Source organism: Pectobacterium odoriferum (assembly GCF_009931295.1).
Classification (GTDB): domain Bacteria; phylum Pseudomonadota; class Gammaproteobacteria; order Enterobacterales; family Enterobacteriaceae; genus Pectobacterium; species Pectobacterium odoriferum.
Genome location: NZ_CP034938.1, coordinates 3,039,755 through 3,054,664, shown reverse-complemented (window position 1 = coordinate 3,054,664; position 14,910 = coordinate 3,039,755). Strand labels below are relative to the sequence as shown.

The following is a 14,910-nucleotide window of genomic DNA, read 5'->3' as shown; positions in this document are numbered from 1 at the left end:
ATGAGGTGACTATGTCAGCAAAAGTATTTGATATTATCGACTTGGGAAATAATATTCATTTCCAGTGCCGTGAGGATGTCTACATTTTGGATGCCGCAGAAGAAGCGGGTTTTGATTTACCGTATTCCAGCCGTGCTGGTGCGGACTCGGCATCTGTAGCCCGCTTGATCTCTGGCCAGGTTGATCAGAGTGATGGTTCATTTTTAGATGATAACCAGAAGGCCGCGGGGTTCTTTCTGACAGATACCTCTTACCCGCTAAGTGATTGTTTTGTTCGCTTCTTTGCAGAAGAAGAGTTGCGACGTTAATTACCTATGTTCACGTTATCGTAATGAAAGGGGCTTCGGCCCCTTTCTTATTCCCGCCCCTTTCGTTTTCTAATTCACTTTAAAATCGTTATTCCTCGCCACACGCGATACTGCTCCCGACATTTACTAAGGAGCCGTTATGCACACTGAAACCTATTCTCTGCAATTCCCTTACACCACCTCCGCCGGTCAACGCGTGGAATCCATTTCGCTCAAGCGTCTGAAAGTCAAAGACATCAAAGCGGTGAAAAAAATCAGCGATGACCCAAGCAACTGGGACGACGCACTGCTGTCGCGTATGACCGGTCTGGTGCCGGAAGACATCGATGAGATGGACGCGCAGGACTACATGGCGCTGCAAAAACGATTTCAGCAGTTACTTGGGTTGGATAACGCAGCCGGCGCTTCTGTGGAAAGCGCAAGCCCTGCTGGCGAGGTGGTTTCGCTTTCAGCCGAGTGAGATTGATGCGCTGGAGCTGGACGACTTTGAACGCTGGCTGGATGAAGCCAGCGAACAGATAAAACGTGAGAACGGTGAGGAAGACTGATTACTGACAGGATTACTGAGTCCACCATCCACCCTAACCCGGCCAGCGATAAGGACGCTGGCCGTTTTGCTCCCTCACCATCTGTCTTCTTCTCCTGCTTATCACCCGTCCTTTTCCTCGTCTTATCCCCGGTTTGTGATGGGGAAACCAAGCTGGAGCGGCGTAAGCCGCCGTCTCCGATCCGTCCCACAAGGGGCTTTTCTGAATGAGAGTGAACCGTGGATATGCTTTTAAACGGTGTCATGCTGGGCAGGGCGTTTGGCGCCACGCTAGATGACACAAAAAAATCGCTGCAGCCACTTAGCGATAAACTCAAACAAGCTGAGGAGTGGCAGCGTCTGTTTAATCAGTCGCTAGAACGCTTTGGCAATGTCAGTTTGCGCAGCACACAGGTGACATCCCGACTGAGCCAATCGCTACGTGAATTAGAAACCAATCAGGAACGGCTGGCGCGTAGCCAGTCACGTCAGGAAACACTACGTAGCCGTCGGGTTGAACTCGCCGGTGATTTTGAGACTAAGCGTGCACAGTTTGGTTCTGTCATGAAACCGATTGTGGCGTCGGTCACACGCTTTGCTTCATTTGAGGCGCAGTTGCGCGACATCAGCGTTGCTCATGGGATATCGAGTGAGCAGGAAAAATTGATGGGGCAGCGCCTGCGTCAAGATTCTCAACGGGTGAACCAAACACCGGATGCATTGCTCGGTAGTGCCGGACAACTGCTTGCTCACGGCATGTCGCCGGATCAGGCAACGGATGTTGCGGCGGTGCTGGGGAAAACGTCAACGGCCTCTGGTGCGGCGCTGTCCGATCTTACTGCACTTTCTGTCACGTTGGATGACGTGTTTAACCTGAAAGGCGCGAAGGCGTTGGAGGAATCCTTCTCCCGCATGCTGGCGGGCACTAAACAGGGTTTCTCCATGGCGTCGATGACGCAATACGCGACTGCGCTGGCCCCAGGGTTTACGGCGATGGGGGCGACGGGCAATCAGGCATTGAGTCAGTTGGTGTCCAGCCTGAGCGCGACAAAAGGCGCGGATACAGAAGCGAACACGGCTGCCCGGTTGGGGAGTTTCATGAATTCGGTGGGACGAACTGACATTGCCGACAGCTACTACAACGCGGGCGTAGATTATAACGCGTCACTAAAAAGCTACATGAAAGGTGGGTATTCACAGTACGACGCTGCGGTTCAGATTAGTAACCGATTCATCGACAGCAAAGGCAGTCAATTCCAGCAACTGTGGGATAAGGCCAGTAAAGCGGGCAACGTAGACGCACAGCAAAGTTTAATGCAGCGCTACGGGTTGCAGGAGGTATTCCGTACGCCAGAAGCCGTGAATTATGCGATGTCGATGAAGCAGAACTGGCAGAGCTATCAAGCGAACCAACAGCGGATGAACAGCCCGGCAGCCACGCAAACGCTGGGTCTCGACTTCGCCCGGCAGAATGACACATTGACCGGGCGCTGGAATCGAATGACAACGTCAGTGATGAATATTGCACTCAATGTGGGTGAAGCGCTAACGCCAGTATTGGTTTCCTTGAGCGACATACTGATTCCTATTCTGGATCAACTGGTGACCTGGACGGCAGCGAACCCTGAACTGGTTCGTGGGATCGTGATGGCCGTTGCCGGTTTCTTCGCGTTCAGAATGGCATTGAGCGGGGCGAAGTTGGGGATTACCACACTGTTATCGCCTTTACTGAGCGTTTGGGACGGTATTTTGCAGGTTCAACGTGGCTGGCAGCTATTCAATGCGGGATTAAGAACGACAGGAGTGTTGCAAGGTATTGGGGGGATTTTGAGCCGGTTGGTTGGTGGAGCCGGAACATTAGCACGCATGCTTGGCGGCGTGTTACGTAGCGGCTTGATGATGGCGGGTCGAGCAGTATTGTTTCTAGGCCGTATGCTGCTGATGAATCCGATTGGCTTGGCAGTAACGGCAATCGCAGGGGCAGCTTATCTGATTTACCAGTACTGGGAACCGATTAGCGCATTCTTTAAAAACCTCTGGTCACAAGTCAGTCAGGCCTTTAATGCGGGCTGGGAGGCGCTCAATAATGCGGTATCCGGCGGCGTAGTGGGTATTACCGCTTTACTGCTCGATTGGTCACCATTCGGCGTGCTGTATTCCATCTTTGCCGATACCGTCAGCGAGTTGGGCATTCAACTTCCCGGCAGTTTAAGTGCCCTCGGTGGCGTGATTATCGACGCATTAGTCAATGGCCTGATGAGTGCTTTCCCCGAGCTAAAAAACGTCCTGAAAACGATCGACGAATTGGTTCCCGATAGCGTTAAAGACTTTCTGGGTATCGGGTCGAAAACCGTGTCTATCGACGCTAGCGGTCAATCTGTGGCTGCCAGTACTGTAGCCCCGCCAGTTCTAAAACCTACCTCGGTATCTGCATTGTCGCTACAGCCGACAGCGCGTGTTGAATCACCTAACGCTGAGAACACTGCGTCAACCCCGCAACAGCGTGTTGCACTGACACCAACTGTCGGTGGAGCGAAAGGTAAGTTAGTCACCGCAGCCCCTTCCGAGCGTGTTCAGGTTGCTTTCTCACCCACCATTTATCTTAACGGCCAGAAGGCTGCGCCAACGCCTGAAATGACGAAGACGCTGACGCTTAGCATGAATGAACTGGAAAATATGTTGAACAAGCTGCTCGCTCAGCGTGAGCGCAGGGGGTACGCCTGATGTTTGCGGTATTAGGAAATATTGAATTTAAAGTGACCGCCTACTGGGACGGCTTTAATACGTCATTCGGGGCAGATTATGCCGAGCATGGCCGCATTGAGGGTAAACCCGGTCTGCAGTTCATCGGTGCGAAGCTGGACGAGATTCGCATTAGTCTGGTGTTTCATAAGCAGTACTGCATGCCGGATGTGGAGTTGAAGCGGTTGACTGAGGCGATGCGAGCGCATCAGGCGATGGCGTTGGTCTTCGGTAATGGGGACTATCGCGGCTGGTTTGTGATTACGGCACTGACCTCGACCAGCCAGCATACTGATGCGAAAGGCAACGTGTTGGCCATGAATGCCGAGCTTACGCTGCGAGAATATATTGGCGATCCGAAGAATCCACTCAAGCCACCGGCGATACAAACGCCTGTTCCCAACGTCAGCGCAATCACTAAGGCGGTCGAGAAAGTGAGTGATTTTGCGACCTCGCTACGCACGGCCGTCACGTATGCCAAGAAGGCGCAGTCTGCCTTTAAGGCGGTGAAAACCACCGTACAGATTGTGAAACGGATGAAGAGAAATCCCGAAACCGCGTTGTTGCAAATCCCTGGACTGCTAACGCAAGTCGGGAATGTATTGACCCCGTTAAGTGAGGTGGAACCGGCGTTTAAAAAAGCGGCGGAGGCTATTTCTGATACGGCGGTTCAGGCGGAGAAGATGATGCCTGAAATTACAGCGGTTAATAAAGCGGCGAATGAAATGCTGAAACAGGTCAAGCAAGTTGCCAACTTGTTGCAGGACGTCGACAGCAAAAATGTTATCGAGAAGCTTGAAGCCATCAGTAAACATGTTGATGCCGCGAGCGACACATTTAAAGGCGCTGAACCTGCGCTCAGCAAACTGACGGCGGAAATCGTGAAGAGGGTTGAAGCATATGCACCTTGAACATATCACTACACAGGGCGAACGCTGGGATACCTTGTCCTATCGGTATTACGGCGATCCGCTTGGCTACCCACGTATTATTGCCGCTAACCCGCATGTCCCCATTGTGCCGCTGTTGCCATCGGGTGTGGTGGTGCTGATTCCGATTATTGAACAGTCGGAGGCCAGTAAAGCGGAGGACACCCCACCATGGCTGCGTTAACGGAAGAACTCAAGCTGATCTCTCCTGCGGTGTCGGAAGTACTGCAACCGGCGTTTACCCTGTGGTATCAGCAAAAAGACATCACCAATGATATCGCACCCTATGTCACCAGCGTGACGTATAGCGATAGCATCAAGAATGAATCGGATTCGATCGAGGTCAGGCTCGATGATACCGATGGCCGCTGGATGGATAAGTGGTATCCCGGTACGGGCGATACGTTATCGCTCAAGCTAGGCTATCTCGGTGAAATGCTGTTTGACTGCGGTACTTTCTCGATTGATGAGATTGAGGTTAGTGGACCGCCCAGCGAAGTCATGATTCGAGGTGTCGCGACATCGGTCAATCGTGCGTTACGAACCAAATCAAACCGCGGTTTTGAGGATACGACGTTAGCCGCCATTGCGACGCGCATCGCAAAAAAACATCAACTGATGCTCGTGGGGAAGATTCAGATCATCAAGATCGATCGCGTTACGCAATATGCGGAAACCGATGTCGCTTTTCTAAAGCGGCTCGCCAGTGAATATGGCTATGTCGTGAAAGTGGTCAGCGACCAGCTGATTTTTTCCCATCTGGCAACGCTGCGTAATCAGGCGTCTGTTCGACAAATTAAGCCAACGGACGTCGCGCGTTTTTCATTGAGCGACACGATCAGCCACGTCTATAAAAACGCCAAGACGAAATATCAGAAAGGGAGTGAAAAGAAACTGATGGTTTATGAAGCCAACGGTGGCGCGAACAACGAAATGAAGTCTGCCGGTGCTGAGACCAGTGCGGATACGTTGAAAGTTAACGTGCGCGCGGCGGATGCTTCTGGAGCGAGGATGAAAACGGATGCTGCATTGGATGCGCACAACGAAAAGCAACAAAAAGGGTCGATGACGCTGATGGGCAGCCCGCAGTTGGCGGCGGGGAATAAAGTGGAGCTGGTGTCGTTCGGCCAACTTTCTGGCCATTGGTTGATCGAATCGGCTCGCCATGCTCTGGAACGTGGCAGTGGCTACACCACGGAGATTGGGTTGATTCGCGGGCCAATTACGGCGGGTAAGCGGAAATCGGACGGCGGAAAAACGCTGGTGACGTATCACCCGGATGGCAGCCAGACAACACAGACGGTCAAGAGTAAAAAGGATATAGGTTTATGAGTTTATCTCGTCGAATTGGCACGATCAGTGCGGTAGATGAGGTTCGCGTCATGGTGCGCGTTCGTCTACCAGAGTGCGACAATCTGCGTACGGCCTGGCTGCCGGTATTACAGCGCAATACGCAGAATAATAAGGATTATTGGTTGCCGGATATTGGCGAGCAGGTCGAAGTTCTGCTGGACGGCAACGGCGAAGACGGCCTGGTACTGGGGGCGATTTACTCCGCCGTTGATGTGCCAATACTGGCAAATAAGGACAAAAGGGCGGTAACGTTCTCTGACGGCGCACATATTGAATACGATCGTCGAACGCATACGTTAACGATCAACGGCGGCGTGCAGCATATTGCGATTAGCAGCGGGACTGACGTGGTGGTTAACGCTCAGCGTGTCACCATTAATGCGCCAGAAACGACGGTGACGGGCAAGCTACTGGTGCAAGGACAACTCACCTACGAGAGCGGGATGTCCGGTTCCGGCGGTGCCAGCCTCAATGGTAATGTCAGTATCTCTGGTAACGTCAGCGCCAGCGGCAGCGTCATGGATGCTGGCGGCAACTCTAATCACCACTCGCACTAACGTTTCCCTAAACCGCTTTAATATTCCTTCCTCTCACCGGGGGCGACAATGGCCCCCTATGAAAACTCAATCTGTTTTTTGGCAACCGGCGCTGCAACGTCCCGGCGACATCGTCGAAGGAACGGCAGATATCATGCAGGCGATTCACATCATCCTGCGGACACCCTGCGGCAGCGACCCACATCGGCCTGACTTTGGTAGCAATCTACATCTGTATCTCGATTATCCGATCGATCGTGTGATCCCGCATGTCGTTCGGGAATCGGTAGAAGCGATCAAACGATGGGAACCTCGCTGCCAGCTACTGGCGGTTAAACCTTCTGTGAATGGGGCTCACCTGACGCTGCACGTTAGCTGGAAAACCGCTAACGGCGCGACACAGACCACGGAGTTGTTATGGCGCTGACAGAACCCAATTTTATTGAACGCGATGCGGCGAAGATTACCGCCGAAATGATCGCGAAATATGAAGCTGATTCAGGGAAAACACTCTATCCGGCGCAGGCAGAACGCCTGCTGATCAACCTCTTTGCTTACCGGGAAACTTTATTGCGTAGTGCGGTCCAGGAAGCCGCCAAGCAGAACCTGGTTGCGTTTGCTCGTGCACCGATGTTGGATTATCTGGCAGAACTGGTCGGCGTCTATCGTTTGGCGGCGCAGCCAGCGCGTGCAGAACTTCGCTTTACCCCTGAAACGCCGTTAGTCAGCGATCTGCTGATTCCTGCGGGTACTCGCGTTAGCGCATCAGACAGCGTGATTTTCACCACCGACAGCGATGCGCTGCTGAGAGCGAGCGGCAGCGGGGTCACCGTGCTGGCGACCTGTACCGAAAGTGGCGATGTGGGCAATGACTGGCTGCCTGCTCAGATCAGTACGCTGCTGGATGAGATTGGCGACAGCGATTTAAGCGTTATCAATATCACCAAAAGCAGCGGCGGTTCCGCAGAAGAAGATGACGATCGCCTGCGTGAGCGTGTTCAACTGGCACCGGAATCGTTCAGTACGGCGGGATCGAAATTGGCGTATCGCTTCCATGCGCTGCGAGCACACCAAAACATTGTTGATGTTGCGGTGATGTCGCCTGAACCGGGTGAAGTGGTGCTTTATCCGTTGCTCAGCACTGGCCTGCCGGACAGCAGCATGCTCTCGCTGGTGGAAAGTTTTTGCTCCGACGAACAGGTGCGTCCACTGACGGATTTTGTTTCCGCCAAATCCCCCACGCAGGTGGATTACGCCATCAGCGCTAAATTGACGCTGTTTAACGGCGAACAGGCTGGCGTCGTTCAGGCCGCTGCGGAGAAAGCGGTGCAGGCCTGGGTTGAAACCCGTACCGCTACGCTGGGGCGTGACATTGTCCCAAGCCAAATTATCGCCACGTTATCCATCCCCGGCGTGTATCAGGTGGAGCTCGTTTCACCGTCATTGATGGTGTTGGATGACAGCGAATGGGCGAACTGTACGGGCATCAATGTCAGCGTCGTCGGGGTGTCGAATGGCTGATTCACTACGACTGTTGCCACCGCCGCTGGCGGCTGACACCCGCTTTCGTTCGCTGGCGGAATTGGCCGACCGCGTTGATGACATCGATCTGAATGCCTTGCTGGTTTATCTGATCGACATTGCCGATAGCAGCGCGTTGCCCTGGCTGGCAGAACAGTTCTCGCTGTTTGGCGACGGCTGGGAACTGGCAGAATCGGATGACTCCAAACGTGCGCTGATCAAGGCCGCTATCGATCTGCATCGCAGCAAAGGTACGCCCTGGAGCATTAAAGAGATCATCCGTCGTTTTGGATTCGGCGAGAGCACGCTGATCGAGAATATTGGCCGCCTGAGCTACGACGGTGAAGCCACCTACAACAACCTTTATGTGCACGGCGACAAAGCGGCTTGGGCGGTTTATCGCGTGCTGCTAAAACAACCGATTACCAACGATCAGGCCAGAATGCTGCGCAATGCCATTGGGATGTTTGCCCCAGCACGCTGTCATCTGGCCAGTATCGAATATTGGGAAGTGCCTATCCGCTACAACCGGACGGCAATATACGATAGTAACTACAATCATGGGAGCGCTTGAACATGGCGAATTTGTCAGAGAATCCACAATGGGTTGACGGCATTTACCAAATCGAAACGTCAGATCCGGTCGTGGGTGGACCGGACGGTGTTTCAAACCGACAGGCTAAAGAATTGGCTAATCGTACCCGCTATTTGAAAAAAGAGCAGGAAAAAACGGGCAGCGATCTGGCGACACACGCTGCCGCCGCCGATCCGCATACGCAATATGCGCCGAAGGCGAATCCCACTTTCACTGGCACGCCGAAAGCGCCAACGCCTGCAACCGACAACAATAGTCAGCAGGTTGCTACTACGGCGTTTGTGAAATCGGTTGGTGCGACGAAACTGGCGAAGGACCAAAACGGTGCAGATATTCAGGATAGAGAACTGTTTAACCGCAACCTTGGTTCATCGCGTGCATACAGCTCATCGATCCCCATCGGAGGCAGTGCTGGTTTATGGACAACCGCTGAGTTTATTGGCTGGTTAGAAAGCCAGGGTGCCTTTGTTCATGCCTATTGGGTTTGCCGTGGATCGTGGTCATATGCCCACAATAAAATTATCTCTGATACAGAGTGTGGTCAGATACCACTGGCTGGCTCCGTGGTTGAGGTCATGGGACAACACGATGCCACGACAATCAGGATAACTACACCTTCAACAACGCCAACTGGGCTTAGTGATTCAGCGAATGCACAATTCACTTATATCTATAACGGGGTTGATTATTCTCCTAGCTGGAGACGTGATTACAATACAAAGAATAAACCTACTGCGGCCGATATTGGTGCGTTACCAGAGAAGGCAGTTGCTCAGGCTGCCGCAAAACTGGCTACGCCTCGCACCATCAACGGTGTACCGTTTGATGGCACGGCGAATATTGCCCTGACGCCAGCAAATATTGGTGCGTTGCCAGTGGCGGGAACGGCAGCAGCCGCGACAAAATTGGCCGTCGCGAGAAAGATTGCTGGTGTGGCATTTGACGGCACGGCAGATATCGATGTGAATTCTCAGGGTGTTTTCTCGGCATCGTTATCTATCGGCAATGCTGTTGATTTGAATACCTATACTACGCCGGGGCTATACCATCAGGCGGCAAATGCGCAGGCTGCATCGGGAAAAAATTACCCGGAAGCGCAGGCCGGTTCGCTGGAAGTGCTGAAACATGCTGGCATTACTCAGGTTTACCGTATTTACAACAACTCCCGCTGTTACAAACGAACCCAATATTCGGGAGCATGGTCTGCCTGGGTGTTGGATTACGATACGGCAAATAAGCCTACCGCAGCAGATATTGGTGCTATAGCAAAAACAGATGCCGATAATAATTATGTTCGACAGGGCTCATCAGGTGTCGTTTATAAAAATGATGATCTTGCATGGAATAGCCCCACTGGTGCTTATTTAAAAGATAATGGAGGGGATGCCTCTCTTATTTGGCATATAGGGCTAAATACCGGTTCAACATCAGCCGCCCAGTTTCACTTCAACTATGCGAATGGTGGACTGAAATACCGGAGTTCCCGTGATAGCCTCGGTTTTGAAAAGCCGTGGGCGCGTATTTATAGCGATCAAGATAAACCGACTGCTGCTGATATTGGGGCATTACCCGCCGCAGGAACTGCGGTGGCGGCTACCAAGTTGGCGACACCGCGAAAGATTAACGGTGTTGAGTTTGATGGGTCAAAAGATATTACTCTGACTCCCGCAAACCTCGGTTTTAAAGAAATTATTGAGACGGGTGCTGGTGCAGGATATTACTGGCGAAAATATGCGGATGCGATGATAGAGCTTTTTGCCAGCGAAGATGTCGTAATGGGTTCTAATAAAAATGTTATATTTCCAATTAATATCAAGGAGATGATTTTTATCACTGCAAATGATATCGGAGGATACAATGGTGGAAATGCTTACACAGTACGGATTTCTAATGTAACAAACACTGGTTTTTTGGTTTCATGGGATAGATTTAATGAAAATGGTATTTGGAACAAAAAAACACTTTACTACCATATAATTGCTAAATCAGCATAGGTTGTGGCCCTATTGGGCCACTTTTCATACTAAATATATATTTTAGGATTTTTATTTAATATCGTAAACAATGATAGTTGCCATATCTGTTGGTGACGGTGAAGCTGAATCTGTATCAGATATAGCAAATGAAACAGTGTCATATCCGAGCATCGTAACACTTATCGCTGATGGTTGGTTATCTGCGTCAATAGTCGTTACTCCCAGTGAATCATCGAACCCATATGTATTAGTAGATGCCGTCCCCATTACAGGCATATTCGGTGATGATAGAGGAGCTTTCAGCCTCATATAATGCGAATTCATTGATGTACCAGAAGTACTGACATGTCCCATCCATGAGCAGCCGATTTCACGATATATGAATCCTGCCACCCTAAATATCTTGCCACCACCAACAGTAACCCCATGATTTTGATAGTAAATTTCAACGGTTGCTAGATTATTATTTTCAAAAGGGAACACTATTGACGTAACAATAAACTTCCCAACTGGGTTGAAGCGACTAGTCCCTTTTCCTGATATAGCAGTTGCATTATCGTCCAACATAAACAAACGAGTTTTGTCCACTTCAATGAAACGCCCATGTGATTTAATTTCAATATTTACTTCGAGAATATCATTGCTAATTGCTTTGAAGTTCAATCTTTGCAATAAATTCGATGAAAATTGCAGTAATGCAACAGGCATCAAATTAAATTCTCCAAAACCGAGGTTTGCGAGAACCTCGTAATAAAAATACAATCAATCATTTCATGGGGTTATGAAATGTTGATTGGCTATGCGCGAGTGTCTACTACCGATCAAAATACGGAATTACAGAAAAAAGCGCTGATTCGCGCAGAATGTGAGCTGATTTTTGAGGATACCGCCAGTGGGAAAAATGCACAGCGGCCTGGGTTAAAAAAGGTGATCAGGCGGTTGCGGCGTGGCGATACGCTGATGGTATGGAAGCTGGACAGGCTAGGGCGCAGCGTGCGTGATTTGATTGAGCTGGTATCCGCATTGCAGGCGAAAGGCATCCATTTTCGCAGCCTGACAGATAGTATTGATACCTCTACGCCCGCTGGTCGTTTTTTCTTTCATGTGATGAGTGCGCTGGCGGAAATGGAGCGTGAGCTGATTGTCGAACGGACACGGGCCGGACTCGATGCTGCTCGGTTGCAGGGGCGCATCGGCGGGCGTAAACGGCTGATGACGCCCGATGCGCTTTGTCGAGCCGAATCAATGTTGGCAACAGGGGCGACGCGCCGTCAGGTAGCGAACATCATCGGCGTGTCAGAAAAAACCATCTATAAGTACTTTCCCGCGCGGGATAAGGATGGCGTTCCTACTGCTGGCTAAAAAACCGCGCAATCGCAATTTCCTCTGCGCCAGAGTGACCAGAAACTCGGTAAACATGTTATTTTCATTGATAAGTTCTTTACTGTGTCGCCGCAAATGAGAGGCCAGCATGGATTACACCAAAATTATCAAAGAAGTGGGGCGCGGGAAAAATCATGCGCGTGATATCGATCGGGCCACGGCTTATGAACTGTATAGCGCGATGCTGCGCGGTGATGTGCCGGAGCTGGAGCTCGGTGGGCTGTTGATTGCGTTTCGCATCAAAGGAGAATCGGAAGCCGAGATGCTGGGTTTTTATCAGGCGATGAACGAGCATGTACTACGCCTGACGCCGCCTGCGGGCTTTCCTATGCCAGTCGTGGTTCCTAGCTATAACGGGGCGCGAAAGCAGGCAAACCTGACGCCGCTGCTGGCGCTGCTGTTGGCAAAACTGGGTTTTCCGGTTGTGGTTCACGGCGTCAACGAGGATCCGACCCGTGTTACCAGCGCCGAGATTTTGCGTAACCTCGGTGTGACGATTGCCGAGAATGCTGAGCAGGCTCAGCAGGAGCTTGATAACGGTAGCCCGGTATTTATCCCTGTTTCGACGCTATGTCCGGCTATCGATCGCCAGCTACAGCTGCGCTGGCGTATGGGCGTGCGTAACAGTAGCCACACGCTGGCTAAGGTGGCGACGCCGTTTGGTGAAAGCGACGCGCTGCGCGTCGCCAGCGTTTCCCATCCTGAGTATGTTTCCCGCGTGGGAACGTTTTTTAATGACATCAACGGGCGCGCACTTCTGATGCACGGCACGGAAGGAGAGGTTTACGCCAACCCGCAGCGCTGTCCGGAAATTCATTTTATCCATCAGCAAAATACCAACGTGCTGCAACTTCGGCAGGATATCAGCGTCGCACCTGATGCGCTGCCGATTGCGAAGGATGCCGTAACCACGGCGCGCTGGACGGTACAGTGCCTGACGGGGGAAATTGCGATACCACAGGCGATCCGTCTGCAACTGGCGTGCTGTTTAGTTGCTGCCGGCGAAGCGGCGACAATGGAGCAGGCTGTCGCCACAATTAAAAAACGCCTTGGCTGATCGGTTTGCCGGAGCGGATTCGGACGCGTTTATCGCGCCACTTCACGCAGCCAGACGGCTGTCATTTGAAGAGAGAAGGAATAGCATGCAACAGGTAGCGGACTATTTTAACGCTTTGAATCGCGACTATCTTGCGGTTCATCAGGCGAAAGAAGAACTGTTTTGGCAACTGTATATGGGAACGGGCAACGATGAGGTGTCTGAGCGTTTCTCCGCCGCAGAAAGTGCCTATAAGCGCTTTATTTCGCAGCCACAGCGTCTGGCTGAACTCAGAGCCCATCTTACGACACTGAAAAATAGCCCGCGCGATGAGCAACAGCAGGCGCTGTCGCACGGTTTGCAAGGCTGGTATCGATTTTTCGACTGCAACGTGATTGAAGACCCGCAGGCGCAGGCGTTGATGGATGAAATTATTGCGGCCGAAAGTGCGCTATATGCCAAGCGTAAATCCTATGAAATGACGCATCTGGATGCCAAAGGGGAACGGGTTTCCGCTTCGCTCGGAGAGCTGCTGACCAATCAGACGACCAATGATACCGAAGCCTACCGTCAAAGTTCCCAGCAGGCGCTGCGCGATCTCGAACAGTGGCTGTTGCAGAATGGCTTCCCTGAGCTGATTTCACTGCGTAACCGCTTCGCCCGTCAGATGGGCTACCGTAACTATTTTGACTATAAGGTCAACAAGACGGAGCGGATGACGCCGGAGCAGCTTTTTGCCATCCTCGATCCTTTTGAAGAACAAACGCGTGAAGCGAATGCCCGTAGCCTGAAAAATCTGGCGGATGAAAAGGGCGAAGAGGCTCTGCAACCGTGGAATATTCGCTATGCCAGCGCCGGTGATGTGACGCGTCAGCTCGATCCCTACTTCCCTTTCTCTGCGTCGCTGGAGCGTTGGATCAATAGCTTTAAGCGTTTGCGCATTGGGTTTAACGGTGCAGAAATGCAGCTCGATTTACTGGTGCGCAAAGGTAAATACGAGAACGGCTTTATGCATGGCCCGGTGCCGCCGTTTGTGCAGGAAGGAAAATGGGTTCCTGCACGGATTAATTTCACCAGTCTGGCAAAACCGGATCAGATTGGCAGCGGTGCCAGCGGCATTAATACGCTATTTCATGAAGGTGGGCACGCCGCGCATTTTGCTAATATCCGACAGAATGCACCCTGTTTTTCACAGGAGTTTCCTCCAACCTCAATGGCTTATGCGGAAACGCAGTCCATGTTCTGCGACAGCCTGCTGGGTGATGCTGACTGGTTAAAACGCTATGCAAAGAATGCACAGGGAGAGACGATTCCTGATGAATTGATCCGCGCGGATATCAGCACGCAGCAGCCGATGCGCGCTTTCAATGAGCGGCACATCCTGCTAGTGCCGTACTTCGAGTGGCAGCTCTATTCGTGGGACGACGAGGCGCGTACGCCGGAAGCGATGACAAAACTGGCACGTGACACCGAACAGCGTATTTTGGGTATTAGCGGTAGCCCGCGACCGACGTTGGCGATTCCGCATCTACTGTCTATGGAGTCCGCGTGCTCTTATCAGGGATATCTGTTGGCGTTGATGGCGGTGGAGCAGACGCGCAGCTACTTCCTGCAACGCGACGGCTATTTGACGGACAACCCAGCCATTGGCCCCGATCTGGCGCAGCACTATTGGTTGCCGGGTAATAGCGTGGGCCATGACGATACGCTGCGCAGCCTGACCGGAGAGGGGTTTAATCCAGCCTATCTGGCAAAAGCCTGTAATCTGACGGTGGAAGAAGCCTGGAAACAGGCGGAAAGCACGATGGCGCAAGCGGCGGGTCGGCCTCAACCTGCCGCGGATTTCGATCTGTCAGCTCGTATTCGCGTGGTCGATGGTAGCCGCGTGCTGGCGGATAATGAGCAAAGCGATGAGAAAATGTGCCAGGATTTTGCGGCGTTTATTGAACGAGAATATCCGCGTTCTCCGGCATAACGTTCGCTGATATTGCGAGTAAGAAAAAGG

At 51.9% G+C, this 14,910-nt stretch carries 16 protein-coding genes; 15 read left to right on the top strand and 1 reads right to left on the bottom strand.

Features of this window, described 5'->3' with window-relative positions; all coding sequences use genetic code 11:
* The first annotated feature begins 11 nt into the window (after positions 1-11).
* The 12 genes from EO763_RS13685 to EO763_RS13630 all read left to right on the top strand — a co-directional run bounded on the left by EO763_RS13685 (position 12) and on the right by EO763_RS13630 (position 10,504).
* On the top strand, positions 12-308 hold the full coding sequence (locus tag EO763_RS13685; RefSeq protein ID WP_161529274.1) for a 2Fe-2S iron-sulfur cluster-binding protein: 297 nt from the start codon (positions 12-14) through the stop codon (positions 306-308).
* 139 nt (positions 309-447) lie between these two features.
* A complete protein-coding gene (locus EO763_RS13680; RefSeq protein WP_103164394.1) occupies positions 448-768 on the top strand; it encodes a phage tail assembly protein in 321 nt (106 codons plus the stop codon).
* A complete protein-coding gene (locus tag EO763_RS23830) occupies positions 716-856 on the top strand; it encodes a GpE family phage tail protein (RefSeq protein ID WP_103164564.1) in 141 nt (46 codons plus the stop codon). The genes EO763_RS13680 and EO763_RS23830 overlap by 53 nt, the downstream gene beginning before the upstream one ends.
* A 224-nt stretch (positions 857-1,080) precedes the next feature.
* Positions 1,081-3,558 carry a phage tail tape measure protein gene (locus tag EO763_RS13670; protein WP_161530396.1) on the top strand — a complete coding sequence of 826 codons (2,478 nt, stop codon included), beginning with the start codon at positions 1,081-1,083 and terminating at the stop codon, positions 3,556-3,558.
* Positions 3,558-4,487 (top strand): phage tail protein, encoded by a 930-nt coding sequence (locus EO763_RS13665; RefSeq protein WP_161529273.1) that lies wholly within the window; start codon positions 3,558-3,560, stop codon positions 4,485-4,487. Before EO763_RS13670 ends, EO763_RS13665 begins: the two co-directional genes overlap by 1 nt.
* The gene (locus EO763_RS13660) at positions 4,477-4,689 is read left to right on the top strand and encodes a tail protein X (protein ID WP_161529272.1); all 213 of its coding nucleotides are present in this window, start codon (positions 4,477-4,479) and stop codon (positions 4,687-4,689) included. The genes EO763_RS13665 and EO763_RS13660 overlap by 11 nt, the downstream gene beginning before the upstream one ends.
* Positions 4,677-5,837, top strand: coding sequence for a phage late control D family protein (locus tag EO763_RS13655; protein ID WP_161529271.1), 1,161 nt, complete (start codon positions 4,677-4,679; stop codon positions 5,835-5,837). The genes EO763_RS13660 and EO763_RS13655 overlap by 13 nt, the downstream gene beginning before the upstream one ends.
* Positions 5,834-6,415, top strand: a complete 582-nt coding sequence (locus EO763_RS13650; RefSeq protein ID WP_161529270.1) for a phage baseplate assembly protein V — start codon at positions 5,834-5,836, stop codon at positions 6,413-6,415. Before EO763_RS13655 ends, EO763_RS13650 begins: the two co-directional genes overlap by 4 nt.
* 58 nt (positions 6,416-6,473) lie before the next feature.
* A complete protein-coding gene (locus tag EO763_RS13645; RefSeq protein ID WP_161529269.1) occupies positions 6,474-6,821 on the top strand; it encodes a GPW/gp25 family protein in 348 nt (115 codons plus the stop codon).
* Positions 6,812-7,915: a baseplate assembly protein gene (locus EO763_RS13640; RefSeq protein ID WP_161529268.1), complete on the top strand. Its 1,104-nt coding sequence runs from the start codon at positions 6,812-6,814 to the stop codon at positions 7,913-7,915. The genes EO763_RS13645 and EO763_RS13640 overlap by 10 nt, the downstream gene beginning before the upstream one ends.
* Positions 7,908-8,489: a phage tail protein I gene (locus EO763_RS13635; RefSeq protein WP_044203625.1), complete on the top strand. Its 582-nt coding sequence runs from the start codon at positions 7,908-7,910 to the stop codon at positions 8,487-8,489. The genes EO763_RS13640 and EO763_RS13635 overlap by 8 nt, the downstream gene beginning before the upstream one ends.
* A gap of 2 nt (positions 8,490-8,491) precedes the next feature.
* Entirely contained in the window at positions 8,492-10,504 is a 2,013-nt protein-coding gene (locus tag EO763_RS13630; protein ID WP_244321990.1) for a pyocin knob domain-containing protein, read from the top strand.
* A gap of 51 nt (positions 10,505-10,555) precedes the next feature.
* Here EO763_RS13630 and EO763_RS13625 read toward each other — a convergent pair whose 3' ends face one another.
* On the bottom strand, positions 10,556-11,194 hold the full coding sequence (locus tag EO763_RS13625; RefSeq protein ID WP_161529267.1) for a hypothetical protein: 639 nt from the start codon (positions 11,192-11,194) through the stop codon (positions 10,556-10,558).
* A 78-nt stretch (positions 11,195-11,272) separates the two neighbouring features.
* Between EO763_RS13625 and EO763_RS13620 the strand changes: the two genes are divergently transcribed.
* The 3 genes from EO763_RS13620 to EO763_RS13610 all read left to right on the top strand — a co-directional run bounded on the left by EO763_RS13620 (position 11,273) and on the right by EO763_RS13610 (position 14,880).
* The gene (locus EO763_RS13620; RefSeq protein ID WP_161529266.1) at positions 11,273-11,848 is read left to right on the top strand and encodes a recombinase family protein; all 576 of its coding nucleotides are present in this window, start codon (positions 11,273-11,275) and stop codon (positions 11,846-11,848) included.
* Positions 11,849-11,957: 109 nt separating this feature from the next.
* Positions 11,958-12,926 carry a DNA-binding protein YbiB gene (ybiB, locus tag EO763_RS13615; RefSeq protein ID WP_161529265.1) on the top strand — a complete coding sequence of 323 codons (969 nt, stop codon included), beginning with the start codon at positions 11,958-11,960 and terminating at the stop codon, positions 12,924-12,926.
* An 85-nt stretch (positions 12,927-13,011) separates the two neighbouring features.
* Positions 13,012-14,880, top strand: a complete 1,869-nt coding sequence (locus EO763_RS13610; RefSeq protein ID WP_161529264.1) for a M3 family metallopeptidase — start codon at positions 13,012-13,014, stop codon at positions 14,878-14,880.
* Positions 14,881-14,910 lie beyond the last annotated feature (30 nt).

Bases quoted from the DNA above. Each gene is read 5' to 3' on its own strand.
- EO763_RS13685 (WP_161529274.1), top strand. From the start codon at position 12: ATGTCAGCAAAAGTATTTGATATTATCGACTTGGGAAATAATATTCAT.
- EO763_RS13680 (WP_103164394.1), top strand. From the start codon at position 448: ATGCACACTGAAACCTATTCTCTGCAATTCCCTTACACCACCTCCGCC.
- EO763_RS13670 (WP_161530396.1), top strand. From the start codon at position 1,081: ATGCTTTTAAACGGTGTCATGCTGGGCAGGGCGTTTGGCGCCACGCTA.
- EO763_RS13665 (WP_161529273.1), top strand. From the start codon at position 3,558: ATGTTTGCGGTATTAGGAAATATTGAATTTAAAGTGACCGCCTACTGG.
- EO763_RS13660 (WP_161529272.1), top strand. From the start codon at position 4,477: ATGCACCTTGAACATATCACTACACAGGGCGAACGCTGGGATACCTTG.
- EO763_RS13655 (WP_161529271.1), top strand. From the start codon at position 4,677: ATGGCTGCGTTAACGGAAGAACTCAAGCTGATCTCTCCTGCGGTGTCG.
- EO763_RS13650 (WP_161529270.1), top strand. From the start codon at position 5,834: ATGAGTTTATCTCGTCGAATTGGCACGATCAGTGCGGTAGATGAGGTT.
- EO763_RS13645 (WP_161529269.1), top strand. From the start codon at position 6,474: ATGAAAACTCAATCTGTTTTTTGGCAACCGGCGCTGCAACGTCCCGGC.
- EO763_RS13640 (WP_161529268.1), top strand. From the start codon at position 6,812: ATGGCGCTGACAGAACCCAATTTTATTGAACGCGATGCGGCGAAGATT.
- EO763_RS13635 (WP_044203625.1), top strand. From the start codon at position 7,908: ATGGCTGATTCACTACGACTGTTGCCACCGCCGCTGGCGGCTGACACC.
- EO763_RS13630 (WP_244321990.1), top strand. From the start codon at position 8,492: ATGGCGAATTTGTCAGAGAATCCACAATGGGTTGACGGCATTTACCAA.
- EO763_RS13625 (WP_161529267.1), bottom strand. From the start codon at position 11,194: ATGCCTGTTGCATTACTGCAATTTTCATCGAATTTATTGCAAAGATTG.
- EO763_RS13620 (WP_161529266.1), top strand. From the start codon at position 11,273: ATGTTGATTGGCTATGCGCGAGTGTCTACTACCGATCAAAATACGGAA.
- ybiB (WP_161529265.1), top strand. From the start codon at position 11,958: ATGGATTACACCAAAATTATCAAAGAAGTGGGGCGCGGGAAAAATCAT.
- EO763_RS13610 (WP_161529264.1), top strand. From the start codon at position 13,012: ATGCAACAGGTAGCGGACTATTTTAACGCTTTGAATCGCGACTATCTT.